This window comes from Mycobacterium sp. 852013-51886_SCH5428379 (genome assembly GCF_001665575.1).
Classification (GTDB): domain Bacteria; phylum Actinomycetota; class Actinomycetes; order Mycobacteriales; family Mycobacteriaceae; genus Mycobacterium.
This window is the reverse complement of the sequence record NZ_LZSU01000017.1, coordinates 24975-50125: the sequence shown is the minus strand read 5'-3', so window position 1 is coordinate 50125 and position 25151 is coordinate 24975. Positions and strand designations below refer to the sequence as shown.

The window sequence follows — 25151 nt, the reverse complement described above, 5'->3', positions numbered from 1 at the left end:
TCGACGGGGAGAAGGGATTGGCGAGCGGCTCGAACTGCTGCCAGGTCACTGTCCGCCCTTTTGGACGTACGCGCGCACGAAGTCCTCGGCGTTCTCCTCGAGGACGTCGTCGATCTCGTCGAGCAGATCGTCGGTTTCTTCGGTCAGCTTCTCGCGACGTTCCTGCCCGGCGGCCGTGCTGCCGGTCGGATCGTCGTCATCGCCGCCGCCACCACCACGCTTGGTCTGCTCCTGCGCCATCGCCGCCTCCTGCACTTGTCATCAACGGGCTGACCACCACCCGTCGTTCTTTCACACTACCGGTCTGGCTCCGGATTGCCGCGGGTGACAGGGCCTCAGTTCGTCAGCTGCTCGACCAGCTGGGCGGCGCTGTCGACCGAGTCCAGTAGCGCACCGACGTGCGACTTGCTGCCTCGCAGCGGCTCCAGGGTCGGAATCCGCACGAGCGAATCGCCGCCGAGATCGAAGATGACCGAGTCCCAACTCGCCGCGGCGATGTCGGCGCCGAACCGGCGCAGGCATTCGCCGCGGAAGTAGGCGCGCGTGTCGGTCGGCGGATTGTCCACCGCGTCGAGCACCTGCTGTTCGGTGACCAGGCGCTGCATCGAACCGCGGGCCACCAGCCGGTTGTAGAGCCCCTTGTCCAGCCGGACGTCGGAGTACTGGAGGTCGACCAGATGCAGCCGCGGCGCCGACCAGGCCAGGTTCTCCCGGTTTCGAAAGCCCTCGAGCAGCCGCAGTTTCGCCGGCCAGTCCAGGATCTCGGCGCACTCCATCGGATCGCGCTCGAGCAGATCCAGTACGTGCGCCCAGGTCTCGACCACGTGGGACGCGCGCGGGTCGGGATCGCGCGCCTCGACCAGCTTGGCGACCCGGTCGAGGTAGATGCGCTGCAGTGCGAGCGCAGTCAGCTCGCGACCGTCGGCGAGTGCGACGGTGGCCCGCAACGACGGATCGCGGCTGACCACGTGCACCGCGTGCACCGGCCGCGCCAGCGCCAGATCGCTGAGGTCAAGGCCGTGCGCAGGCCCCTCCTCGATGAGGTCGAGCACCAGTGAGGTGGTGCCCACCTTCAGATAGGTCGACGTCTCGGCCAGGTTGGCGTCGCCGATGATGACGTGCAGCCTGCGGTACTTGTCGGCGTCGGCGTGCGGTTCGTCGCGGGTGTTGATGATGCCCCGCTTGAGCGTGGTTTCGAGGCCGACCTCCACCTCGATGTAGTCCGCGCGCTGGGACAGCTGGAAACCCGGTTCGTCGCCGGACGGTCCGATGCCCACGCGTCCGGACCCCGTCACGACCTGGCGGGACACCAGGAACGGCGTCAGACCCGCGATCACCGCGGAGAACGGCGTCTGCCGGCTCATCAGATAGTTCTCGTGGGTGCCGTACGACGCACCCTTACCGTCGACGTTGTTCTTGTACAGCTGCAGTTTGACCGCGCCGGGAACGCTGGCGACGTGGCGGGCGGCGGCCTCCATCACGCGCTCGCCGGCCTTGTCCCAGATCACCGCGTCCATCGGATCAGTGACCTCGGGCGCGGAGTACTCCGGATGGGCGTGGTCGACGTAGAGCCGCGCGCCGTTGGTGAGGATCATGTTGGCGGCGCCGACCTCGTCGGCGTCCACGATCGGCGGTGGCCCGGCCGAACGGCTCAGATCGAACCCGCGGGCGTCGCGCAGAGGTGACTCCACCTCGTAGTCCCATCGGGTGCGCTTGGCACGCTGGATACCGGCCGCCGCGGCGTACGCGAGGACTGCCTGGGTGGAGGTGAGGATCGGATTTGCGGTCGGGTCCGACGGCGACGAGATGCCGTATTCGACCTCCGTTCCGATGATCCGCTGCATACACAGAGCGTAGGTGACGCCACGCCGGTGCCGATGACCGGCGGTTGCGGTGCGCAAACGCAGTTGATGGACTGTTGCCGATGACCGGCGACCGCGATTCCGCTGCCCTGCACTTCGTCGCCGGGCTCGGCGCGGCCATGGCGTCGGCGAACTATCCGGTGACGATGGTGCGCGACACCATGGTCACCGCCTCCCGGGCCTACGGTCTGGACAATCAGTACCTGGCGCTGCCGAACTACGTCCAGGTCGGCAACGCGGCCTCCGGCTCGCTGTCCATCGCCCACCCCGACCGCGATCTGAGGTTCGACCAGACCTTCGCGCTGTCCACCCTGATCGCCAAGGCGCAGAAGGGTTCGATCGACCCCGTCGAGGGGAGCGCCGAACTGGAGCGCATCTGGGCGACACCGATGCGCTACCCCGCCTGGGTCGGCGTGATCGGTTACGCGTTGCAGTCTGCGGGGCTCGCGCTGATCCTGCAGCCCGCCCCGCTGACCTTGCTGCTGGCCGTTGTCTTCGGCGCCGTGGTCGGCGCGCTGTGCGAACTGGGCCGGCGCAGCGACGCGCTGGCCCAACTCCTGCCCACGATCTGCGCATTTCTGGTGTCACTGGCAGCGTTCACCGCCGTCGACCACCTGCACCTCGGCGACGCCAGCCTCCGCGCGCTGGCGCCGCCGCTGGCCGCCTTCCTGCCCGGCGCGGCGATCACCCTCGCCGTCATAGAACTGTCCAGCCGCCAGATGGTCTCGGGCGCAAGTCGATTGATCTCCGGATTCATGCGGATCGCGCAGCTGGCATTCGGCATCCTGATCGCCGCGCAGGTGGCGGGCATCGCCGACGACCACCTCATCACCACCCCGATCAACCGGATGGGTCCCTGGGCGCCGTGGGTCGGACTGGTCGTCTACGCGGTCGGCGGCCTGCTCTTCTTCGGGCCGCCCGCCCGGTTCCTGCCGTGGATGCTGCTGATGCTCGGCACCGCCTACACCGGTCAGGTCGTCGGCGGCGCGGTCCTGGGCAGCTATGCCAGCGGATTCGTCGGCGGACTCGTCCTGACGCTGACCGCGTTCGCCATCTCGCACCGCCCCGGCACGCCGGCGACGGTGTCGCTGATCCTGCCGGGGTTCTGGATGCTGGTACCCGGTTCGCTCGGCCTGATGGGCGTCACCGAACTGATGGGCACCGACAGTACGGCGGTGTTCGCCGCCACGCTGATCTCGATGATCTCCATCGCTGTCGGTGTGCAGTTCGGGTTACTGCTGTGGCGGCTGGTGCGCCAATTCAGCGCCTCCGACGACCCGCGACTCTTCCGCGACTGAAAGGCCACGAATGACACCGCCCGTCGCGCAACAGGACACTCCGCAACACGACACGGTCGAATGGTTCCTCGCCCGCGGCGTACCCGCCGTGCTGCGGCCCCGCGACCGATGGTCCGGGGTGCTGTCACGCAGCGCGCCGGGATTGGCGGCCTACCTGACGCTGATGGTGGCGAGCCTCGCGATCGCGATCCTGTCGGGCGGCGACGACATCCACATCGAGCAGGACCCGACCCTGCGGGACTGGACGATCCTGGCGCTGCTCGTGTTGTGCACCCCGGTGATGGGCGCCGCCGCCTGGGCGGTCTCGCGCCTCCGGGACCGCCGCGCACGGCGCGCCGTCGCGATCGCCGCAATCGTGCTCGGCCCCCTGTCCGACCTCTATCAGGACGGCCCGCTCGACGCGCTCACCGACACCGTCACCGACATCGCGGTGCTGTCCGCGATCCTGCTCGCCACCGCCTCCGGTCTCGGGGCGGTGCTGGCGTGGACCGTCCGGACGACGGTCAGCCATCTTGCGTCCGCGGGGCGGCTGGCCGCCCGTGCGTTGCCCGTCGTCCTGCTCACCGTGCTGGCCTTCTTCAACGGGCCGGTGTGGGCGATGGCCGCCAAGTTGACCACCGACCGCTTCTGGCTGCTGGCCGCGTTCATGGCCGCCATCGCGATCTCGTTCCTCACGGTGAGCCTGCGGGAGCGCACGCGCGCGTTGACCGCCGGCGTCGATCAGGACAGCGGCGTCGCCCCGCTGAGTCTGGCGGAGCGCGCCAATCTCCTGTTCGTCGCCGTCGGATCGCAGGTCATCCAGACCCTGACCGTTGCGCTGGTGACCATGGCCATCTTTTTGGCGCTCGGGTTCATCGTGCTGACTCCACCGGTTCTGGAGCACTGGACCGACGGTGTCACCACCCATGCGTCCCTGTTCGACATCGTCCTGCCGGTGCCGCTGGCACTGACCCACGTCACGCTTTTCCTCGGCGGCCTGACGTTCATGTACCTCAGTGCGCGCGCGGTCAGCGATCCCGAACATCGCGCCGATTTCCTCGACCCGCTGTTCGAGGACCTGCGGGTGACGCTGCAGACCCGCGGCGCGTATCGGACCGGCCGCGCCGACTGACACCGTCCGGACCGTTCGATCACGCACAATGTTCGCGTGTCCGACATGCGGCAGGTGCATGACTGGTTCCTGCGGCGCGGCCTTCCCCTCGTGCTGCGGCGCCGGGTGCGCTCCCATGCGCTGATCGAACGCTCCGCACCGATGGTCAGCGGGCTCGGGGCGCTGACGGCACTGACCATGCTGCTCGCCGAACTCACCGGCGGCCACCCGGATTACGGCTACGTCACCCGTCTCGGCATCATCACTGCCGTCCTGGTTGCCGCGCCGTTCGTCCTGTTCATGCTGCACCGCAACGGAACCCGGCTCAGCGAGGCCGGCCGCCGCTCGGGCGCACTCCTGGTGATGGCCGTGTTCGTGGTCGTCATGCCGGTGACGGTGGACGGTTGGTCCGGGGCCGCACTGGCCGAGGTACCCGCCTTCCTGCTGGTTTCGCTGCTCGCCATCTGGCTGACCTACCTGGGTTTCGGCTCGATCGCGTTGTGGGCCTTCCGGTTCGCCTGGACCCAACTCGGGGCGTTGGCCACGCTGATGAGCCGGGCGCTGCCGCTACTCATGCTCACTGTGGTCGTCTATTTCACCGGCGAGCTGTGGCAGCTCTCCGCGCGGATGACCCGCGAACGACTGTGGCAGACGATCGGCTTCCTGGCGGTGGTGGCGATCGCGTTCATGGTCACCACGATTCGCGACGAGGTCATCGCGCTGCGCGACGACCGGGCCGGGCAATCTGATCCCGTCGCCATGTTGGCCGGCACGCCACTGGCCGTGCTGGCTCGTCCGCAACCGCAACGGTTTCCGCTGTCGACAGCTGAACAGGTCAACATCGTCGCGGTCATGGTGGTGGCGCAGGCCATTCAGGTGGTGCTGTTCACCGCGGGTCTTTTCGCGTTCTTCCTCGCACTCGGCATGATCGCGATCCCGGACGACGTGACCGTGCTGTGGTCCGGCGAACAGACATGCGCGGTCGGTGAACCACCCTGTGCCGGAACATGGTTCGGGATCCACGTACCCGTACCGCAGACCGTCGTGCACACCTCGCTGTTCGTCGCCGTGCTGTCGGGTCTCTACTTCACCGTCAGCACCAGCGTCGACGCCCACTACCGTCAGCGCTTCTTCGAACCGCTGATCGCCGACGTCGCGGTCAGCCTGGCCGGGCGCGACGCCTACCTCGAGGTCGAGTCAGACAAGGAGCGCACACATGGACGACGTCTTCGGTAAGCGTTACGGCGAGGTACTCCTGGTCCGGGTGACGGAGTCCGGCCCGCAGGCCAGCGTGTACAACACCTACCCTCTCAACGACTGTCCGGCCGATCTGTGGCGTCGTCTCGACCCTGCGGCGATCGCTGCGGAGCACGGGGCCGCCGCGGCCCTGCTGAACGGTCCGCGCTATTGGCTGATGAGCCATATCGACAAACCCGGCGGCACCGACACCCGCACCGAGACGTTCGGCGGAATCGACATGCTGCTGCAGGCCACGGTGACCCTCTCCTCGATGAACCCCGCGCCCTATTCGGTCAACGAGGTCGACCGTCGGGCGGTCTTCGTCTTCGGCGCTGGCCGTCCGGTCTTCGAACTGATCGATCCCGAGGGCCGCCGGTGGGTGATGCAGACCTGGAGTCAGACGGTCGATCCCGACCTGACCCTGGCGGACCTGTACGGCCTCGCGGACCAGCTCAAGCTCCCCGCGGGCTGGCGTTACGAGACCAGGGTGCTGGACGCACCGTTACGCGTCGACACCTCCACCCGCAAGGCCAGCGTTCTGCAGGACGACTTCGCCAACAGTTACTCGTTGTGCGTCTGACCGGCGAGAACCGGTATCTGACCGCCAACTGAATTACCGGGCCCGCGAATCAGGCAAACACCGCACGGGGTGCCGCTGAAGTGCAGAAATGGTGACGCGTGGGGCCGATGGGGTCAACGATGTCGTTGCTGGTGCAATCACAACGATTCGATCAGATTTCGATATCGGGCGGATAACGAAGCGCGGTTCTACGCTTCTCGCACGCCACGAACTCCCCGCGAAACACGCTTGGAGCAGGGGCGCTCCGTTGCTCCTCCCCGAAGGAAAAGAACCATGAAGAAGCTCCTCCTCCCCGCCGCCGCAGCCCTCGCGCTCGGACTGTCGTTCGCCGCGCCCGCCGCCGCCGACGAAGCCTCCTACGGCGAGGCGATCTCGGCCGGCGGCATCGTCGTCAACGATGCGTCGATCGCCCTGGGGCATGCGGTGTGCGAGGACATCGCCAACGGGGTCGCCGAAGGGACCACCGTCGTTGCGATCTACCAGAACACCAGCAACCAGATCAACGCCGAAGACGCACAGCTGCTCTACGACGCGGCCGCTGCGAACCTCTGCGCCTGATCCCGACCGGAGCCGACCTGGGTCAGAGGTACTGACCCAGGTTGCTCTCGGTGTCGATGGCGCGTGAGGCACTCGACGACTTACCGGTGACCAGGGTGCGGATGTAGACGATCCGCTCGCCCTTCTTGCCGGAGATCCGAGCCCAGTCGTCCGGGTTCGTGGTGTTGGGCAGGTCCTCGTTCTCGGCGAACTCGTCGACGATCGAATCGAGCAGGTGCTGGATCCGCAGGCCGCGCTGGCCGGTTTCCAGCACCGACTTGATCGCGTACTTCTTCGCCCGGTCGACGACGTTCTGGATCATCGCGCCGGAGTTGAAGTCCTTGAAGTACATGACCTCTTTGTCGCCGTTGGCGTAGGTCACCTCGAGGAACCGGTTGTCGTCGATCTCGGCGTACATCCGGTCGACGACCTTCTCGATCATCGCCTTGATGGTCAGCGAGCGGTCGCCGTCGAACTCGGCCAGATCGTCTTCGTTGACCGGCAATTCCTCGGTGAGGTACTTGCTGAAGATGTCCTGCGCCGCCTCGGCGTCGGGCCGCTCGATCTTGATCTTGACGTCCAGGCGGCCGGGCCGCAGGATCGCCGGATCGATCATGTCCTCGCGGTTGGAGGCGCCGATCACGATGACGTTCTCCAGGCCCTCGACGCCGTCGATCTCCGAGAGCAGCTGCGGCACCACGGTGGTCTCGACGTCGGAGCTCACGCCCGTACCGCGGGTCCGGAAGATCGAATCCATCTCGTCGAAGAACACGATCACCGGTGTGCCCTCGGACGCCTTCTCGCGGGCCCGCTGGAAGATCAGCCGGATGTGGCGTTCGGTCTCGCCGACGAACTTGTTCAGCAGCTCCGGACCCTTGATGTTGAGGAAGTAGCTCTTCGCCTCGCGGGCGTCGTCACCACGGACCTCGGCCATCTTCTTGGCCAGCGAGTTCGCGACCGCCTTGGCGATGAGCGTCTTACCGCAGCCGGGCGGGCCGTACAGCAGCACACCCTTCGGGGGCCTCAGTGAGTACTCGCGGTACAGCTCCTTGTGCAGGAACGGCAGCTCGACGGCATCACGGATCTGCTCGATCTGGCGGGTCAGACCACCGATGTCGCTGTAGGCCACGTCCGGCACCTCTTCGAGGACCAGATCCTCGACCTCGGCCTTGGGGATGCGCTCGAAGGCGTAGCCGGCCTTGGTGTCGACCAGTAGCGAGTCGCCGGGACGCAGCTTGCGCGGCCGGTCGTCGCCGAGCACGTCGTCGTCGTAGCGTTCCGGCAGATCCTCGGAGGCCACCAGCGGTTCGGCCAGCCAGACGATGCGCTCCTCGTCGGCGTGCCCGACGACCAGGGCGCGGTGTCCGTCGGACAGGATCTCGCGCAGGGTGCTGATCTCACCGACGGCCTCATAGGTGCCGGCCTCGACCACTGTCAACGCCTCGTTGAGACGGACGGTCTGGCCCTGCTTGAGCGTGCTCACGTCGATGTTCGGGGAGACCGTCAAACGCATCTTGCGCCCGGAGGTGAACACGTCGACGGTGTCGTCCTCATGGGCGGACAGCAGCACGCCGTAACCGCTCGGCGGCTGGCCCAGCCGGTCGACCTCCTCGCGCAGGGCGAGCAGCTGCTGACGGGCCTCTTTGAGCGTCTCCATCAACTTCGAGTTGCGTGCGGCGAGCGAGTCGATCCGCGCCTCGAGCTGGTGGACGTCACGGGCGCTACGCAATCCGCTGCCTGATCCGACGGCATTCTCGAGCTGTTCGCGCAGGGCGGCCGCCTCGCGGCGGAGCTCCTCCAACTCGGCGGCGTCCTCACGGGACAGGCCGGACTCTGACTCACTCATGTTGCGCCCCTCTCCCGCACCGAATAGTGGTGCAGTAACGACTTCAACGCTACCGGCGATTCAGACTTTGTGTGCGGTCTAGCAATTCGACACACCCGCACCACTGTTAACCTCAAAGCCTAGTAAGACAGATCGAAAGGAAAGCCGTGACCCTGAAATCCCTCGTGACCGGCGTCGCCACAGCCGCCGTAGTAGCGGGTGCCGCGGCAGGTGTGACGTCCATTGCATCGACCCAGGTGGCAGCGCCCGCCGTCGCCCCCGTGGTCTTCGGTACGCCGATGCCCCAGGTTCCCGCCCCTGACCTGGCCGGTCCGCTCACCCAGACGCTGGCCGTGCTGGCCGGACCCGGCTCCTTCAGCGGCAAGGCGCCCTACATCCAGGGCGGGATCGGCCGCTTCGAGGCGATCACCGCCGACCGCGCCTACAACAACGCGGCCTCCCAGGGGAAGTTCCCGCTGACCTTCAACGTCGCCAACGTCGACCAGAACGGTGGCGTCGCGACCGCGTCGGTCACCGCGACGGCCGCCACCGGTGGCACGGCCACCCAGAACATCGTCTTCGTCGCGGGCCCGAGCCCGACCGGCTGGCAGGTCTCGAAGGGCTCCGCCCTGAACCTGCTCTCGGCGGTCGGCTGATCTTTCGACCGGTGCGACGCACCACGATCGCGAGGTACCTGAGCGCCGCCACCGTCACGGTGGCGGCGTTCGGCCTTGTCGGGTGCGGGGACGACTCCCCGCCCCCGGCTCCTCCACCGACCTCCGCGGCACCGATCTCGACGACCCCCGCCCCACCGCCGGCCGCGCCGCTGCCTGCCCCGGAGGCGTTGACCGACGTGCTCTACCGGCTGGCCGATATCGGCGTTCCCGGCGCCGCGCGGGCGGAGCTGGTGCAGGACAGCGGACCGGGCGACGCGGCTGCGCTGGACCGCTTCGGCAAGGCGTTGGCGGACAACGGCTTCCTACCGTTGACCTTCGAAGCGCGCGACATCGCCTGGTCACCGTCCCAGTCAGGTGACGTGACGGCCAACGTCGTGGTCACCACCCCCAACCCACAGGCCGGGGAGTTCGACTTCCCGATGGACTTCACCCCCGTCGGCTCCGGGTGGCAGCTCACCCGCGCCACCGCGGACCTGCTGCTGGACTTCGGCGCCGCGAAAGAGCCGCCCCGCTGAGCATGTGGATCGGCTGGCTGGAGTTCGATGTGCTGCTCGGCGACGTCCGTTCGCTCAAGCAGAAGCGATCGGCGATCCGGCCGGTGATCGCCGAACTGCAGCGCCGCTTCAGTGTGTCCGCGGCCGAGACCTCCGCGCAGGACCTGCACCGACGGGCCGGCATCGGCGTCGCGGTGGTGGCCGCGGACCGCGCGCATGTGGTGGACGTCCTCGACGCGGCCGAACGCCTGGTCGCGACACGACCGGAGCTGGAGTTGCTGTCGGTCCATCGCGCGCTGCGGCGCAGCACCGACGAGTGAGCGCTACTCCGGCTCGGTCAGCGGCTGGGTCAGTTGACGCTTGCGGCGCAGGGGAATCGGCGCCACTGTGCCGGGCGCCAGTTTTCTGGCGCTGATCAGGAACGCGGTGTGGCCGCGCATCGTGTGCTGGGGCCGCACCGCCAGCCCGACGACGTACCAGCCGCGCTGCATGCTCTCCCAGGCCCGTGGCTCGGTCCAGCACTGCTGTTCGCGCAGCGCCTCGACCGCCCGCGAGAGCTGGGTGACCGTCGCGACGTAGATCATCAGCACTCCGCCGGGAACCAGCGCGTCGGCGACGGTGCCGAGCACCTCCCATGGCGAGAGCATGTCGAGCACCACCCGGTCGACCTCGCCGCCGGGGTAATCGTTGAGATCGGCGATCACGAGGTCCCAGTTGGCCGGCCGTTCGCCGAAGAACGTGACCACGTTGCGTTCGGCGTGCACCGCGTGGTCGTCGCGGATGTCGTAGGACGTGACGTGTCCCTGCGGTCCGACAGCGCGCAACAGTGAACACGTCAGCGCTCCGGAACCCGCCCCAGCCTCCAGCACCCGTGCGCCGGGGAAGATGTCGCCCTCGTGGACGATCTGCGCGGCGTCCTTCGGGTAGATCACCTGCGCGCCGCGCGGCATCGACATCACGTAGTCCACCAGCAGCGGGCGTAGCACCAGGAACTGGTCACCGCTGGTCGACTTGACCACGCTGCCCTCGGGCAGCCCGACCACGTCGTCCAGAGCGATCATCCCGCGGTGGGTGTGGAACTCGCCGCCCGGTGTGAGCAACATCGTGTAATGCCGACCCTTGGCGTCGGTGAGCTGAACGCGGTCTCCGACTTCGAACGGACCGGTACGTGGCATAGCTGATGAGCCTGCCAGTTGACTCACAGACCGGCGGGCGCGGGGTTGCGCAGAATTGTCGGGGGCCCGATCTAGGCTTTCGGGCATGAGTGAACAGCTGGCGCCGCCCCGGCGTCCGGCGCTGTCACCCTCGCGGGCCGCTGATTTCAAGCAGTGCCCGCTGCTGTACCGCTTCCGTGCCATCGATCGGCTGCCCGAACCGCGGTCGACGGCGCAGCTGCGCGGGACGGTGGTGCACGCCGCGCTCGAACAGCTCTATGCGCTGCCCGCCGCCGACCGCGACCACGACTCCGCGCTGGAGTTGGTCACGCCCGCCTGGAACCGGATGCTCGCCGAGAACCCGACGCTCGCCGACGAACTCGACCCGGCTGTGCAGGACGCCCTGCTGGGCGAGGCCCGGGCACTGCTGTCGGGGTACTACCGCCTGGAGGATCCGACCCGCTTCGAGCCGCAGGGCTGTGAACAGCACATCGAGGTCGAGCTCGAGGACGGCACACTGCTGCGCGGTTTCGTCGACCGCATCGACGTCGCGCCGACCGGCGAGATGCGGGTCGTCGACTACAAGACCGGGAAGGCGCCGTCGGAGGTGTGGGCCCTGGCCGAGGCCAAGGCGCTGTTCCAGATGAAGTTCTACGCCGTGGCGCTGCTGCGGTCGCGGGGCGTGCAACCGGCTCGGTTGCGGCTGCTCTATCTGGCCGACGGCCAGGTGCTGGACTACTCGCCCGATCTCGACGAGCTCCTCCGCTTCGAGCGTCTGCTCACCGCGATGTGGCGGGCCATCCAGACCGCCGGCGTCACCGGCGACTTCCGACCGAAGAAATCGAAGTTGTGCGACTGGTGCAGCCACCGTGCGCTGTGCCCGGAGTTCGGCGGAACCCCGCCGCCGTATCCCGGCTGGCCACAGGACCCGGTCACGTGATCGGCCACCTGTACCACCGGTTGCCCGGCACTCACGACGCGGACGGCGAGTTTCAGGTCTTCGACTCGACAGCGGACACCCGCAGCAATTGGGGCCCTGAGATCCAGCACGGCTCCCCGCCGCTGGCGCTGCTGACCAAGCTGATCGAGGAGCAGGCGCCCGCCGGGATGCGCATCGGCCGGTTGTCGCTCGACCTGCTGGGCGCGATCCCGGTCGTCCCGCTGAAGGCGCGGGCCTGGGTGTCGCGCCCGGGCGCCCGCATCGCGATGATGACCGCCGAGATGACGCCGGTGGACGGCGCCCGGCCGGTGGGGCGCGTCACCGCCTGGCTCATCGCCACCAGCGATACCCGTGACGCCGCGACCGACCGGTGTCCGCCGATCACCGAGGGCGACGCGGTGCCGAAGGCGCACGCCTGGGAGGGTGCGCAGGGTTATCTGGAGACGGTCGACTGGCGCAAACAGGCCGACGACGGGTCGTCGGCGGTCGGGTGGCTCACCCCGCTCGTACCGCTCGTCGACGACGAACCGACCACGGCGCTGCAGCGACTGGCGATGGTCGTCGACTCGGCCAACGGTCTGGGCGCCGCACTCGATCCGCAGCAGTTCGTGTTCATGAACACCGACACCGTCGTGCACCTGCACCGACTCCCCGAGGGCGCCGACTTCGCGTTGCGGGCCCGCGGGTCGATCGGCCCGGACGGTGTCGGCGTCACCAACGCAGAACTGTTCGATCGCCGCGGATACATCGGGACCTCGGCGCAGACGCTGCTGGTACAGCGCCGCCCGTGACGGGCCTGACGGGTCAGTTCGACCTGGCATGGGCCCTGGCCGATCTGCAGAGCCCGGCGCCGTTTCCCTGGCCGCCGGCGGCAGGGCGGTCGGTGGAGGACATGGCGCTGTGGGCCCATGTCGAGCTGACCAAGAACGTCGCCGAGATCGGGATGCTGCGGCTGCTGCGCGCCGCCGGTCGATGACTCCTATTGCAGCGGCTTGAGATCCTGCAGCATCGTCGGCACGAGTTCGCTGACCGTCGGATGGATGTGCATCGTCCGGGAGATGGCCGTGTAGGGCAGTTTCGCCGTCATCACATCGAGGATGTCCTGAACGACCTCGTCGCCCCCGACGCCCAGGATGGCAGCCCCGAGGATCTGTTCCGTCTCGGCGTCGACGACGACTTTCATGAAGCCCTGCGTCTCGCCCTTCTCGACGGCGCGGCCGACACGGGTCATCGGGCGCTTGCCCACCAACGCTTTCCGGCCGGATTTGCGGACCTGGTCTTCGGTCATGCCCGCGCGGCCCAACGGCGGGTCTATGTAGAGCGCGTAGGTGGTGATCCGGTCGCTGACCCGCCGCGGATCGTCGTCGAGGAGGTTGGCGGCGACGATCTCGAAGTCGTTGTAGGACGTGTGCGTGAAGGCGCCCTTGCCGTTGCAGTCCCCCATCGCCCAGATGTGTTCGGCGGTGGTGCGCAGTTCGTCGTCGACGACGATGTTGCCGCGGTCGTCGGTCTCCACGCCGGCGTTCTCGAGGCCGAGCTCGTCGGTGTTGGCGCGCCGCCCGACCGCAAGCAGCAGGTGGCTGCCGGTGACCGGTTCGGCACCTTCTCTGGCGACGACGTCGAAACCGTTGTCCCGCTTGGTGAATTGGATGTCAGTGGCATCGACGATGATGTCGATGCCCTCGTTGCGCAGGATGTCGGTGATCGCGGCGGAGACGTCCTCGTCCTCCCGTGACGTCAGCCGGGGTCCGTGTTCGATGACGGTGACCCGCGCGCCGAAGCGACGGTACATTTGCGCGAATTCCAGTGCGATGTAGCTGCCGCCGACGATCACCAGATGTTCGGGGACGGTGTCGAGGTCGAGAATGCCGACATTCGTCAGGTAGTCGATGTCGTCGAGGCCGGGCAGGTCGGGTACCACCGCGCGGCCGCCGACGTTCAGGTAGATGCGGTCAGCGCTCAGCACCTGATCGTCGACGCGAACCGTGTGAGGATCCTCGAAGCGGGCGTGGCCGCGGATGAACGTGCATCCGTCCATTCCCTCGAGCCAGGACTCGACGCCGTGGCGGTCGCCGAGCATGATCTCGTCCTTGCGCGCCTTGACCTTTGCCATGTCGACAGTCACCTCGCCGGTGCCGATCCCGTACTTGGCGCCGCGGCGGGCCACGTGCGCGGCGTGGGCGCTGGCGACCAGGGTCTTGGTGGGGATACAGCCGTAGTTCACACACGTGCCGCCGACGAGTTTGCGTTCGATCAGCGCGACGGTCTGACCGGCTTCGGTGAGCCGTCCGGCAAGCGGTGGACCGGCCTGTCCGGCGCCGATGATGATGGCGTCGAACTGCGTTGGCTGCGTTGTCATGTCAGACGACTGTCGTGAGCCAGGCGATGACGAAGCCGCCGACGACGGCGATGCCGTCCTCGAGCAGGGCGATCGGCAGGTCCCGGCCGCCGTTGCGGGCGACGAGCCGTTTGCGGGCCTCATAGCCGCCGAGGGTGCCCAGCACCGCGCCGATCACCCCGGCGCCGAGTCCGCCGATGGGATAGCCGAAGCCGGTGCCGATGACCGCGCCGGCGAACCCGCCGCTGACCAGCCGAGCGCCGAACTGCATGGCGGTCTTCCGGCTCGGGGTCTTCGGTAGCTGATCGGTGATCAGTTCACCGACCAGCAGGACGGTCAGCACGGCGACCGTGATGGGATGGGCCACCCACTGCGCCCAGGTGCCGTCGAGAACCAGCCAGTCCAACATGCCCGCCCAGGCGACGGCGGCGGGCGCGGTGAACGCCCGTAGACCGGCGATCACACCGATCAGCAGAGCCAGGATCAGGACAAGGACGTGTGTCATCGAGACCTCCGACCGGCGGTGAGTTCACCGGACGCTAACACGGCGGCGGGCCTTCGGCCCGCTCAATCACATGCGGCAGAACCGGATGTCGGAGGCCAGGATCGCTTTGGCGCCGATCGCTGCGAGTTGATCCATGATGGCGTTGACGTCGCGGCGCGGCACCAGCGCCCGCACGGCGGCCCAGGCCGGATCGGCCAGCGGCGCGATCGTCGGCGACTCGAGGCCGGGCGTGACGGCCGTTGCGCGGTCGAGAAGCTCACGCGGGCAGTCATAGTCGAGCATCAGGTACTGCTGACCGAACACCACGCCCTGCACCCGCGCCGCGAGTTGATCCCGCGCGGCGGCGTTCGCGTCGTCAGCACCTTCGCGTTCGATGAGCACCGCCTCGGAATCGCACAGCGCCTCCCCGAACGCGACGAGGTTGTGCAGGCTCAGCGTGCGTCCGGAACCGACGACATCGGCGATGGCGTCGGCGACGCCGAGGGCCACGGAGATCTCCACCGCACCGTCGAGGCGGATCACGGTCGCCTCGATTCCCCTGGCCGCGAGATCCTTCCGCACCAGATTCGGGAACGCCGTGGCGATCCGCTTACCCGCGAGATCGGCCGGGGTCCAGTCAGTGCCCGCCGGCGCGGCATACCGGAACGTCGAGCCGCCGAAGCCCAGCGCCAGCCGTTCCCGGACCGGGGCGTCGGATTCCGCGGCGAGATCGCGTCCGGTGATCCCGAAGTCGAGGTCCCCCGAGCCGACGTAGATCGCGATGTCCTTCGGCCGCAGGAAGAAGAACTCGACATTGTTCGCCGGGTCGACGACGGTGAGGTCCTTGAGATCGCGGCGGCGGCGGTACCCGGCCTCGGCGAGGATCTCGGCCGCCGACTCGCTCAGTGCGCCCTTGTTGGGCACGGCGACGCGCAGCATGCCGGTCACAGCTTCCGGTAGACGTCGCCGAGGGTGAGACCGCGCGCGATCATCAGCACCTGGGTCCAGTACAGGAGCTGGCTGACCTCCTCGGCCAGGGCGTCATCGCTCTCGTGCTCCGCGGCGAGCCACACCTCGCCGGCCTCCTCGAGGATCTTCTTGCCCAGGCCGTGCACCCCGCGGTCGAGGGCCGCCACGGTACCGCTGCCCTCCGGCCGGGTGCGGGCCCGCTCGGTCAACTCGTCGAACAGCGCATCGAAGGTCTTCACGGACGGCCATTCTCCCACGCCGGGGCAGCCGCCCCGGACCTCAGCCCTCTTTGGTGGCCGTCGGCGCGGTGTCGCTCTTGAGGATGTCGCCGTGCATGTCCTCCAGCGACACGCCCTTGGTCTCCATCACCCACCGCCAGACGAACAGACCGGACAGGATCGCGCACAGCCCGTAGAAGCCGTAGGCCAGCCCCAGATGCTCACGCAAGCCGGGGAACGTGACGGTGATCAGCCAGTTCGCCGCCCACTGTCCGGCGGCGGCCAGGCCCAGCGCCGCGGCGCGGATGCGGTTGGGGAACATCTCGCCCAGCAGCACCCAGACGACCGGACCCCAGGACATACCGAACGCGACGACGAAGAGGTTCGCGGCGACCAGCGCGATCACCCCGGAGGCGCCGGGCAGGCTCGGGTTGCCCTCGGCGTCGAGTGTCGCATTGGCGAAGATGACCGCCATGGTGATCAACGTGACCGCCATGCCCGAGGAGCCGATCAGCAGCAGCGGTTTACGGCCGATCTTGTCGATCAAAGCGATCGCGATCAGCGTGGTGAGCACGTTGATGACCGAGGTGATGACTGTGTAGATCGCCGACTCGTCGGCGCTGAATCCGACCGCCTGCCACAGCACGTTGCTGTAGTAGAAGATCACATTGATACCGACGAACTGCTGGAAGATCGACAGCCCGAGGCCAACCCACACGATGCCGTAGATACCGCCCGTCGGCTTCTTCAGATCACGCCACGACGGCTTGTCCTCGCGCTCGAGGGTCTCGCGGATCCGCGTGATGGTGATCTCGAGGTTCTTCTGGCCCAGCAGCATGTTGAGCACCCGGCGAGCTTCCGGGATCTTGTGGCTGGCAACGAGATAGCGCGGCGACTCGGGAATGGTGAACGTGAGCGAACCGTAGAGCACTGCGGGCACGGCCATCGCCAGGAACATCCAGCGCCAGGCGTCGACCCCGAACCACAGTGGCTCGTTGGGTCCGCCGGCCGCCCACTGCAGCAGCCAGTTGACCACGAAGGACAGGAAGATGCCGGAGACGATGGCCAACTGCTGCAACGATCCCAACCGGCCGCGGATGCCTGGAGGCGACGTTTCGGCGATGTAGGCGGGGGCGATCACCGAGGCCACCCCGACGCCGATGCCACCGACGATGCGGAAGACCACCACCCATATGACGTCCGGCGCGAAGCCCGTCCCGAAGGCGCTGATGAAGAACAGGACGGCGGCGATCTTCATCACCGCGATGCGGCCGATCCGATCGGCGACGCGCCCGGCGGTCATGGCGCCCGCGGCCGCACCGAGCAGCGCTGAGGCGACCGCGAAGCCCAATTCGGCGTTACCGATGCCGAAGTCCTCCTGGATGGAGTCCACCGCCCCGTTGATCACCGCGCTGTCGTAGCCGAACAGCAGGCCGCCGAGCGCGGCCACCGATGCGATGCGGATCGCGGTCTTACCCGACGAGAAGTCATCGTCGCTGATGGGCAGGTCGTCACCTACCGGAGCACCACCGTGACCAGCCATGGGACGTCCTTTCCGCGCAACAATGCGTGACCGGAATCACATTCAAGCACTTCGACGAGTGCGAAGACGCGGGTTCCCTCAACTGTCGCGCGCAAAACCGTCCACGACGTCGCGGTGGATCTCGCGTAGGTCATCGACGTGGAATCCGCGCAGTGAGTCCACCTGGCGGCGCCGCGGACTCGTCGGCACCGGTACGTCGTTCGGCACGACCAGGACGGGGCACCCCGCGGTTTCGGCCGCCTGGGTGCCGGTCGGTGAATCCTCGACAGCCAGACACCGCGCCGGGTCGACGCCGAGCAGATCTGCGGCCTTCCGGTAGGGATCGGGCGCGGGTTTGCCCTGGGCCACTTCGTCACCGCACACCGTCACCACGAAGAAGTGCCGTCCGATGCTCTCGAGCGCCTGTTCGGTCAGCTCCCGCTGAGTGTTGGTCACCAGGGCCATCGGAATGCCCGCGGCAGCAACATCTTCCAGGAGTTCCCGAGCACCGTCGCACCACGGCAGACCGCGGGTGGCGAACAGTTCGCCGGTGTAGTCGTGCAGCCAGCGGTCGGATGCGGCCATCGCGGCGGGGTCGGGTGCGAGGCCGAGGTCGGCGTAGATCGTGCGAATAGTGTTCTCCGCCGAACTTCCGACCAGGGCCATCCGCAGCTCCGTGCTGATCTCACCGCCGAGTTCGCGATACAGCGCGCCCAGCGAGACGTCCCAGAGCTTTTCGGAGTCGACGAGGGTGCCGTCCATATCCCACAGCACCGCTTTCATCGGCGCGAACCCCCGCCGAACGTGAGCTTGTATGCGACAAACCGTCGATTTCTCCTGCACGAGTTCACGTTCGGCGTCAATCCTCCGGGTTGTAGCCCAGGTTCGGCGCGAGCCACCGCTCGGCCTCCTTCAGCGTCCAGCCCTTGCGCTTCGCATAATCGGCGACCTGATCCTGGGCGATGCGACCGACCACGAAATACTGCGACTGCGGATGCGAGAAGTACCAGCCGCTCACCGCCGCACCGGGCCACATCGCCATCGACTCGGTCAACTCGATTCCGGTTCGCTCCGTCACATCCAGCAACGAGAACAGCGTCGTCTTCTCGGTGTGCTCCGGGCACGCCGGATATCCCGGCGCCGGACGGATTCCGCGGTACTTCTCGCCGATGAGTTCCTCGTTGGCCAGCTGCTCGTCGGGTTGGTATCCCCAGAACTCCGTCCGGACCCGCTGGTGCATCCGCTCGGCGAACGCCTCGGCGAGCCGGTCGGCGACCGACTCCAGCAGGATCCCGCTGTAGTCGTCGAGGGCCGCCTTGAACTCCATGATCTTCTCCGTGCTGCCCAGGCCCGCGGTGACCGCGAAGGCGCCGACGTAGTCGGCCAAACCGGTTTCTCGGGGGGCGACGAAGTCACCGAGCGACCGGTTCGGAATGCCGTCGCGGTGCTCGCCCTGCTGACGCAGGTTGTGCAGCGTCGTCAACACCTCGGTGCGGCTTTCGTCGGTGTAGACCTCGACATCGTCGCCGACCGCGTTGGCCGGGAAGAAGCCGATCACACCGTTGGCGGTCAGCCACTTCTCCTTGATCGCGGTGTCGAGCATTTCCTGGGCGTCGTCGTAGAGCTTCCTGGCGGCCTCACCGGTGGCCGGGTTGTTGAGGATGTCCGGGAAGCGGCCCTTCATCTCCCAGGCGTTGAAGAACGGCTGCCAGTCGATGTACTCGCGCAGTTCGGAGAGGTCGTAATCCAGGAACTCCCGTACGCCGAGACCCTGCGCGGGCACCGGCGGGGTATAGCCGTCCCACTCGATCGGTGTGCGGTTCGCGCGGGCCTTCTCCAGGGGCAGCATCGGTCGGTCGTTCTTCTGTGCGTGCCGTTCGCGCAGCGAGGCGTAGTCCTTCTCGGTGGCCTCCAGCAGCGCCGGACGCTGCTTGTCGTCGAGCAGCGCCGCGGCCACCGGCACTGAGCGGGACGCGTCCTTGACCCAGACCACCGGGCCGCTGCGGCGCGGCGAGATCTTCACGGCCGTATGGGCGCGCGAAGTGGTCGCCCCACCGATGAGCAGCGGGATCTCCAGGCCGGCACGTTCCATCTCGACGGCGAAGTTGGACATCTCGTCCAGCGACGGCGTGATCAGGCCGCTCAATCCGATGATGTCCGCATCGTGCTCCTTGGCCGCGTCCAGAATCTTCTGCGCGGGCACCATCACTCCGAGGTCGATCACCTCGAAGTTGTTGCACTGCAGCACAACTCCGACGATGTTCTTGCCGATGTCGTGGACGTCGCCCTTCACCGTCGCCATCACGATGGTGCCGTTGGTGTCCTTCGATCCGGTCGTGCCGGCCTCGGCCTTCTCCGCTTCGATGAAGGGCAGCAGATACGCGACGGCCTTCTTCATCACGCGGGCCGACTTCACCACCTGCGGCAGGAACATCTTCCCGGAGCCGAAGAGATCGCCGACGACGTTCATGCCGTCCATCAGCGGGCCCTCGATCACCTCGATCGGACGACCACCCGCGGCCTCGATCTCGGCGCGCAGTTCCTCGGTGTCGTCGTCGACGTGGGCGTCGATGCCCTTCACCAGCGCGTGGGTGATGCGCTCACGCACCGGCAGAGACCGCCACTCTGCAGCCTTGGGAGCTCCATCTTTCTCGTCCTTGGCCTCTTTGCTGAACCGTTCGGCGATCTCCAGCAGCCGCTCCGCCGCATCGGCGCGACGGTTCAGCACGACGTCCTCGATGCGCTCCCGCAGCTCGGGATCGATCGAGTCGTAGGGCACCAGCGCACCGGCGTTGACGATGCCCATGTCCAGACCGGCCTTGATGGCGTGGAACAGGAACACCGCGTGGATGGCCTCGCGGACCGGGTTGTTGCCCCGGAACGAGAACGAGACGTTGGAGATGCCGCCGGAGATGTGCACCCCCGGCAGGTTCTCTTTGATCCACGCGCAGGCCTCGATGAAGTCGATGCCGTAGGTGGCGTGCTCTTCGATGCCGGTCGCCAGCGCGAAGCAGTTCGGGTCGAAGATGATGTCCTCGGCCGGGAAGCCGACCTCTTCGGTCAGGATGCGGTAGGCGCGGCCGCAGATCTCCTTGCGGCGCTCCAGGTTGTCGGCCTGGCCCTGTTCGTCGAAAGCCATCACAACGACGGCGGCGCCGAACTTGCGGCACAGCTTCGCCTCGCGGATGAACTTCTCCTCGCCCTCCTTCATGGAGATCGAGTTGACGATCGGCTTGCCCTGCACGTTCTTCAGGCCCGCCTCGATGACCTCCCACTTGGAGGAGTCGATCATCACCGGGACGCGGCTGATATCAGGTTCGGAGGCGATCAGCTTGGTGAAGCGATCCATCGCGGCAACGCCGTCGATCATGCCCTCGTCCATGTTGATGTCGATGACCTGCGCACCGACCTCGACCTGCTGCAGGGCCACCGACAGCGCGGTGTCGTAGTCCTCGGCTTTGATCAGATTGCGGAACCGGGCCGAGCCGGTGATGTTCGTGCGCTCACCGATGTTCACGAACAGCGAGTTGTCGTCGATGTTGAGCGGCTCCAGGCCCGACAGCCGGGTGGCCACGGGGATGTGCGGCACTTCCCTCGGTCTGACGCCCTCGACGACCTTGGCGATCTCGGCGATGTGTGCGGGCGTCGTTCCGCAGCAGCCACCGACCATGTTGACGAAGCCTGCGTCGGCGAAGTCGGCGACGTATCCGGCCTGCCGCTTGGGGGTCTCGTCGTACTCGGCGAATGCGTTGGGCAGGCCGGCGTTCGGGTAGCAGGAAACGAAGGTGTCCGCGATGCGGGACACCTCGGCGATGTAGGGCCGCATCTCGGGCGCGCCGAGCGCGCAGTTGAGACCGATCGCGAGCGGTTTGGCGTGCCGGACCGAGTTCCAGAACGCCTCGGTGACCTGACCGGACAGCGTCCGCCCGGACGCGTCGGTGATGGTGCCCGAGATGATCACCGGCCAGCGGCGGCCGCGCTCTTCGAACAGGGTCTCGATCGCGAAGATCGCGGCCTTGGCGTTGAGCGTGTCGAAGATCGTCTCGACGATGATGAGGTCGGCGCCGCCGTCGACCAGACCGTTGGCGGCTTCGAGGTACGCGGCGACCAGCTGGTCGTAGCTGACGTTGCGGGCGCCGGGATCGTTGACGTCGGGTGAGATCGACGCGGTGCGCGTCGTGGGTCCCAGCGCCCCGGCGACGTAGCGGGGCTTGTCCGCGGTGCTGAACTCGTCGCAGGCTCTGCGGGCCAGCGTGGCGCCTGCGTAGTTCAGCTCGTAGCTGAACTCCTGCATGCCGTAGTCGCCGAGCGACACCGCGTTCGCGTTGAACGTGTTGGTTTCCAGCAGGTCGGCGCCGGCTTCGAGATACTCGCGGTGGATCGCCTCGATGATGTGCGGCTGCGTGAGGTTGAGCAGGTCGTTGTTGCCCTGCAGGTCGCTGGCCCAGTCCTTGAACCGCTCACCGCGGTAGCCGGCCTCGTCGGGACGGTCGCGCTGGATCGCGGTGCCCATCGCACCGTCGATCACCATGATTCGCTCGCGCAGGGTCGCCGTCAGTTCGTCGGTGCAGTCAGGGCGGATGTTCGGCTCGAACTCAACGGCGTTCACGTGCGCTCCTTCCATACGGAAGGCGTCCTTGACTCTGCCGAGCGTGGCGGACGCGGGCAGAGCCCGAACCCGTTGCAACGCCTCTCGACCTCGGAAAGTCTACGTCGTCGTCATTGAATCGACGTCCGGACGCCCCGTTCATCGCCGGGATCCGTTCCCAGGGTTGACCTGACACGCCCAGGGTAGTGCGCGAGCGCAAACCGCCGGGCGGGGCGATGGGGCTCGCTCGTCCCCAGCAGGCTTTAGGCTGGCGGTGTGACCCCGTCGAATACCCCGGGACCGAAGGGACCTGAACTGCCCGGACTGCACGACGCCATCATCGTCGCGGCCTTCGAAGGGTGGAACGACGCGGGGGACGCCGCCAGCGACGCGCTCGAGCACCTCGACGCCATCTGGGAGGCCGAGCTGATCGTCGAGATCGACGACGAGAGCTATTACGACTACCAGGTCAACCGGCCGCAGATCCGGCAGATCGACGGGGTGACCCGCGAGCTGGTGTGGCCGTCGATGCGTATCTCGCACTGCCGCCCGCCGGGCGCCGACAGGGACATCGTCCTGATGCACGGCGTCGAACCCAACATGCGCTGGCGCACGTTCTGCGCGGAGTTGCTCACGATCGCCGACAAGCTCGACGTCCAGACCGTGGTCATCCTGGGCGCACTGCTGGCCGACACCCCGCACACCCGGCCGGTACCGGTGTCCGGGGCGGCGTATTCGGCGGAGTCGGCGAAGTTCTTCGGTCTGGAGGAGACCCGCTACGAGGGGCCGACCGGCATCGCCGGGGTCTTCCAGGACGCCTGCGTGCAGGCCGGGATCCCCGCGGTGACGTTCTGGGCGGCCGTCCCCCACTACGTGTCGCAGCCGCCCAATCCGAAGGCCACCGTCGCGCTGCTCCGCCGCGTCGAGGACGTGCTCGATATCGAGGTGCCGCTGGCCGATCTGCCCGCCGAGGCCGAGGAGTGGGAGCAGGCGGTCAGCGAGATGACCTCCGAGGACGACGAGATCGCCGACTACGTGGCGTCCCTCGAACAGCGCGGCGACGCCGAGGTCGACATGACCGACGCGCTGGGCAAGATCGACGGCGACGCGCTCGCCGCAGAGTTCGAGCGCTACCTGCGCCGCCGCGGCCCCGGCTTCAAGGGTTAACCCTTCCGGTTGCCGTGCCCGTGGGTGCGGGCACCGAGTGACCGCTTCAGCGCGGTGACCTCCGCGTCCATCTGCGGCAGGATCTCCGGCACATGGCGCAGTACGGACGCCTGGCCGATGCGCGTGGTCAGCAGCGGCTTCACCCAGCGGATCAGGCCCACCCACCCGGGGCAGTAGATCCGCTCCCGGCGCTTCTCGATGCCTTTGACGAACACCTCGCCGCACTTCTCCACCGACGTCGTCTTGCTCAACGGCCCCGGCAGCGTCTCGAGCATCCGGCGGAAACTCGGCAGATCGGCCTTGGTGTCCTGCACCAGCGGGGTGTCGATCCACGACATGTGCGCGACGCCGACCGTCACGCCGCGGTGGGCCACCTCCAGGCGCAGTGCGTTGGTGAAGTGCTCGACGCCGGCCTTGGACGCGTCGTAGGGCGCCATCCCGGGGGCGGCGGCGAATGCGGCCAGCGACGACACCACCAGCACGTAACCCTTGCGTTGGATGATCGACGGCAGCGTCGCCCGCACGGTGTTGAAGACGCCGACGATGTTCACGTCGAGGACCCGCCGGAACGCGTCGGGATCGACCACCAGAACCGAGCCGTAGCTGGCGATGCCGGCGTTGGCGATCACGATGTCGACACCGCCGAACCGCTCCACCGCCTCATCGGCGACCGCCTGCATCTCGGCGAGGTCGCAGACGTCGGCCACCGCGGTGAGCACCCGGTCCCCGCCGAGCGCCTTCTCGAGCTCCTTGAGCGGGGTCTCGTCGACGTCGGTGAGGACCAGCTTCGCGCCCTTGGCGTGCAGCCGGCGGGCCAGCTCCTCCCCCACGCCCCGGGCGCCGCCGGTGATGAATACGACTTTCCCGCGTACCGAGGTCATTCGCTGAAATTACTCCACGATGAGTTGTACGCCGAGCAACGCATCGACCGCGGTGGCGACGGTGCCCGGCGCCTCGCGGTCGCTGCCGCCGTGGTCGAGCGCCTCGGTTGCCCAGGCATCAAGAGCGGCAAGGGCTTTCGGAGTGTCCAGATCGTCGGCGAGGTAGGTGCGCACCCGGGTGATGACGTCGGAGGCGTCAGGACCCGCCTCCAGCGCGGTCGCCTGCCGCCAGCGGTCGAGTCGGGTCTGGGCTTGCGCGAGCACCTCGTCGCTCCAGGATCGGTCGTCGCGGTAGTGGCCGGCCAGCAGGCCGAGCCGGATCGCGGACGGGTCGACGCCGTCGGCGCGCAGCCGGGACACCAGAACCAGGTTGCCCCGGCTCTTGCTCATCTTGTGGCCGTCCCAGCCGATCATCCCGGCGTGCACGTAGTGCCGGGCGAAGCGCCGCTCCCCCGTCACCGACTCGGCGTGTGCGGCAGAGAATTCGTGGTGCGGGAACGTCAGGTCGCTGCCGCCGCCCTGGATGTCCAGGCCGGTGCCGATGCGGCTGAGCGCGATCGCGGCGCACTCGACGTGCCAGCCGGGCCTGCCCGGGCCGAATGGGGACGGCCAGCTGGGCTCACCGGGTCGCTCCGCCCGCCACAGCAGGGCGTCGAGTGCGTCGGCCTTGCCGGGGCGGTCGGGATCGCCGCCGCGCTCCCCGAACAGCTGCAGCATGGTGTCGCGGTCGTATCCGGACTCGTATCCGAACTGCACGGTCGCGTCGGCGCGGAAGTACACGTCGGGATACTGGCTGTCGTCGACGACGTACGCCGCGCCGGAGGCCAACATCTTCTCGACCAGTTCCACCACCTCGGCGATCGCGTCGGTGGCGGCCACGTAATCGCGCGGCGGTAGGACCCGCAGCGCGGCCATGTCCTCGCGGAACAGGTCGGTCTCGCGGTCGCCGAGCGCGCGCCAGTCGATGCCGTCGCGCGCGGCGCGTTCGAAGAGGGGGTCGTCGACGTCGGTGACGTTCTGGACGTAGTGCACGTCGTGCCCGGCGTCCAGCCACAGCCGGTAGACGAGGTCGAACGCCACGTAGGTGGCGGCGTGGCCGAGGTGGGTGGCGTCGTACGGGGTGATCCCGCAGACGTACATCGTGGCGGTCGACCCGGCCGCGACGGGACGGATCTGTCGATCCGCGCTGTCGTAGAGGCGCAGCGCAGGGCCGCGGCCCGGCAACGCCGGGACGGTCGGCGCCGGCCACGATTGCATGACGTCGACTCTAGGTTGTTCGGTCAGGACG

The 25151-nt window shown here is 67.8% G+C and carries 25 protein-coding genes; 12 read left to right on the top strand and 13 right to left on the bottom strand.

The window, feature by feature from the left end:
• Window positions 1-45 precede the first annotated feature (45 nt).
• Window positions 46-240 (bottom strand): ubiquitin-like protein Pup, encoded by a 195-nt coding sequence (locus A5757_RS05620; protein ID WP_066830357.1) that lies wholly within the window; start codon window positions 238-240, stop codon window positions 46-48.
• A 95-nt stretch (window positions 241-335) separates the two neighbouring features.
• On the bottom strand, window positions 336-1844 hold the full coding sequence (gene dop / locus A5757_RS05615; RefSeq protein ID WP_066829889.1) for a depupylase/deamidase Dop: 1509 nt from the start codon (window positions 1842-1844) through the stop codon (window positions 336-338).
• 80 nt (window positions 1845-1924) lie between these two features.
• On the opposite strand from dop, the gene A5757_RS05610 reads away from it, so the two are divergent.
• The 5 genes from A5757_RS05610 (at window position 1925) to A5757_RS05590 (ending at window position 6627) form a co-directional block, all read left to right on the top strand.
• Entirely contained in the window at window positions 1925-3160 is a 1236-nt protein-coding gene (locus A5757_RS05610) for a threonine/serine exporter ThrE family protein (RefSeq protein ID WP_066829886.1), read from the top strand.
• Window positions 3161-3170: 10 nt separating this feature from the next.
• The gene (locus A5757_RS05605; protein WP_066829883.1) at window positions 3171-4271 is read left to right on the top strand and encodes a hypothetical protein; all 1101 of its coding nucleotides are present in this window, start codon (window positions 3171-3173) and stop codon (window positions 4269-4271) included.
• 45 nt (window positions 4272-4316) lie between these two features.
• Window positions 4317-5486 carry a hypothetical protein gene (locus tag A5757_RS05600; RefSeq protein ID WP_066830355.1) on the top strand — a complete coding sequence of 390 codons (1170 nt, stop codon included), beginning with the start codon at window positions 4317-4319 and terminating at the stop codon, window positions 5484-5486.
• The gene (locus tag A5757_RS05595; protein WP_066829880.1) at window positions 5467-6069 is read left to right on the top strand and encodes a hypothetical protein; all 603 of its coding nucleotides are present in this window, start codon (window positions 5467-5469) and stop codon (window positions 6067-6069) included. The genes A5757_RS05600 and A5757_RS05595 overlap by 20 nt, the downstream gene beginning before the upstream one ends.
• A gap of 273 nt (window positions 6070-6342) precedes the next feature.
• Window positions 6343-6627, top strand: coding sequence for a DUF732 domain-containing protein (locus A5757_RS05590; protein ID WP_066829876.1), 285 nt, complete (start codon window positions 6343-6345; stop codon window positions 6625-6627).
• Between the two features lie 22 nt (window positions 6628-6649).
• On the opposite strand, the gene arc is transcribed toward A5757_RS05590, so the two are convergent.
• Window positions 6650-8452 carry a proteasome ATPase gene (gene arc / locus A5757_RS05585; RefSeq protein WP_066829873.1) on the bottom strand — a complete coding sequence of 601 codons (1803 nt, stop codon included), beginning with the start codon at window positions 8450-8452 and terminating at the stop codon, window positions 6650-6652.
• A gap of 146 nt (window positions 8453-8598) precedes the next feature.
• Here arc and A5757_RS05580 point away from each other — a divergent pair, with 146 nt between their 5' ends.
• The 3 genes from A5757_RS05580 to A5757_RS05570 are packed head-to-tail and all read left to right on the top strand — an operon-like array spanning window position 8599 to window position 9922.
• Entirely contained in the window at window positions 8599-9087 is a 489-nt protein-coding gene (locus A5757_RS05580) for a hypothetical protein (RefSeq protein WP_156618186.1), read from the top strand.
• 11 nt (window positions 9088-9098) lie between these two features.
• Complete coding sequence (locus A5757_RS05575) at window positions 9099-9623, top strand: hypothetical protein (RefSeq protein ID WP_066829870.1); 525 nt, start codon at window positions 9099-9101, stop codon at window positions 9621-9623.
• Window positions 9624-9625: 2 nt separating this feature from the next.
• Window positions 9626-9922: a DUF503 domain-containing protein gene (locus tag A5757_RS05570; protein ID WP_066829867.1), complete on the top strand. Its 297-nt coding sequence runs from the start codon at window positions 9626-9628 to the stop codon at window positions 9920-9922.
• Between the two features lie 3 nt (window positions 9923-9925).
• On the opposite strand, the gene A5757_RS05565 is transcribed toward A5757_RS05570, so the two are convergent.
• Window positions 9926-10777, bottom strand: coding sequence for a tRNA (adenine-N1)-methyltransferase (locus tag A5757_RS05565; protein WP_066829864.1), 852 nt, complete (start codon window positions 10775-10777; stop codon window positions 9926-9928).
• A gap of 85 nt (window positions 10778-10862) precedes the next feature.
• Between A5757_RS05565 and A5757_RS05560 the strand changes: the two genes are divergently transcribed.
• From A5757_RS05560 to A5757_RS23110, 3 genes are read left to right on the top strand one after another with little or no spacing between them, the layout of a single operon-like run.
• The gene (locus A5757_RS05560) at window positions 10863-11696 is read left to right on the top strand and encodes a RecB family exonuclease (protein WP_066829861.1); all 834 of its coding nucleotides are present in this window, start codon (window positions 10863-10865) and stop codon (window positions 11694-11696) included.
• On the top strand, window positions 11693-12487 hold the full coding sequence (locus tag A5757_RS05555) for a thioesterase family protein (protein ID WP_066829857.1): 795 nt from the start codon (window positions 11693-11695) through the stop codon (window positions 12485-12487). Before A5757_RS05560 ends, A5757_RS05555 begins: the two co-directional genes overlap by 4 nt.
• On the top strand, window positions 12484-12672 hold the full coding sequence (locus A5757_RS23110) for a hypothetical protein (protein WP_066829853.1): 189 nt from the start codon (window positions 12484-12486) through the stop codon (window positions 12670-12672). The genes A5757_RS05555 and A5757_RS23110 overlap by 4 nt, the downstream gene beginning before the upstream one ends.
• A gap of 3 nt (window positions 12673-12675) precedes the next feature.
• Here A5757_RS23110 and A5757_RS05545 read toward each other — a convergent pair whose 3' ends face one another.
• The 7 genes from A5757_RS05545 to metH form a co-directional block, all read right to left on the bottom strand.
• Window positions 12676-14055, bottom strand: a complete 1380-nt coding sequence (locus tag A5757_RS05545) for an FAD-containing oxidoreductase (RefSeq protein ID WP_066829852.1) — start codon at window positions 14053-14055, stop codon at window positions 12676-12678.
• A 1-nt stretch (window position 14056) separates the two neighbouring features.
• Entirely contained in the window at window positions 14057-14539 is a 483-nt protein-coding gene (locus A5757_RS05540; protein ID WP_066829849.1) for a DUF4126 domain-containing protein, read from the bottom strand.
• 66 nt (window positions 14540-14605) lie between these two features.
• A complete protein-coding gene (gene hisG / locus A5757_RS05535) occupies window positions 14606-15457 on the bottom strand; it encodes an ATP phosphoribosyltransferase (RefSeq protein WP_066830351.1) in 852 nt (283 codons plus the stop codon).
• A gap of 5 nt (window positions 15458-15462) precedes the next feature.
• The gene (locus tag A5757_RS05530; protein WP_066829846.1) at window positions 15463-15744 is read right to left on the bottom strand and encodes a phosphoribosyl-ATP diphosphatase; all 282 of its coding nucleotides are present in this window, start codon (window positions 15742-15744) and stop codon (window positions 15463-15465) included.
• Window positions 15745-15766: 22 nt separating this feature from the next.
• Window positions 15767-17248 carry a sugar porter family MFS transporter gene (locus A5757_RS05525; protein WP_066829843.1) on the bottom strand — a complete coding sequence of 494 codons (1482 nt, stop codon included), beginning with the start codon at window positions 17246-17248 and terminating at the stop codon, window positions 15767-15769.
• A gap of 78 nt (window positions 17249-17326) precedes the next feature.
• Window positions 17327-18010, bottom strand: a complete 684-nt coding sequence (locus A5757_RS05520; protein ID WP_066829840.1) for an HAD family phosphatase — start codon at window positions 18008-18010, stop codon at window positions 17327-17329.
• A gap of 76 nt (window positions 18011-18086) precedes the next feature.
• Window positions 18087-21851, bottom strand: coding sequence for a methionine synthase (gene metH, locus A5757_RS05515; RefSeq protein WP_066829837.1), 3765 nt, complete (start codon window positions 21849-21851; stop codon window positions 18087-18089).
• Between the two features lie 279 nt (window positions 21852-22130).
• On the opposite strand from metH, the gene A5757_RS05510 reads away from it, so the two are divergent.
• Window positions 22131-22982, top strand: coding sequence for a PAC2 family protein (locus A5757_RS05510; protein WP_281498302.1), 852 nt, complete (start codon window positions 22131-22133; stop codon window positions 22980-22982).
• Here the strand turns inward: A5757_RS05510 and A5757_RS05505 are convergent.
• The gene (locus A5757_RS05505) at window positions 22979-23863 is read right to left on the bottom strand and encodes an SDR family oxidoreductase (RefSeq protein WP_066829831.1); all 885 of its coding nucleotides are present in this window, start codon (window positions 23861-23863) and stop codon (window positions 22979-22981) included. The genes A5757_RS05510 and A5757_RS05505 overlap by 4 nt on opposite strands.
• Before the next feature lie 9 nt (window positions 23864-23872).
• Complete coding sequence (gene mshC, locus A5757_RS05500) at window positions 23873-25120, bottom strand: cysteine--1-D-myo-inosityl 2-amino-2-deoxy-alpha-D-glucopyranoside ligase (protein WP_066829828.1); 1248 nt, start codon at window positions 25118-25120, stop codon at window positions 23873-23875.
• Window positions 25121-25151 lie beyond the last annotated feature (31 nt).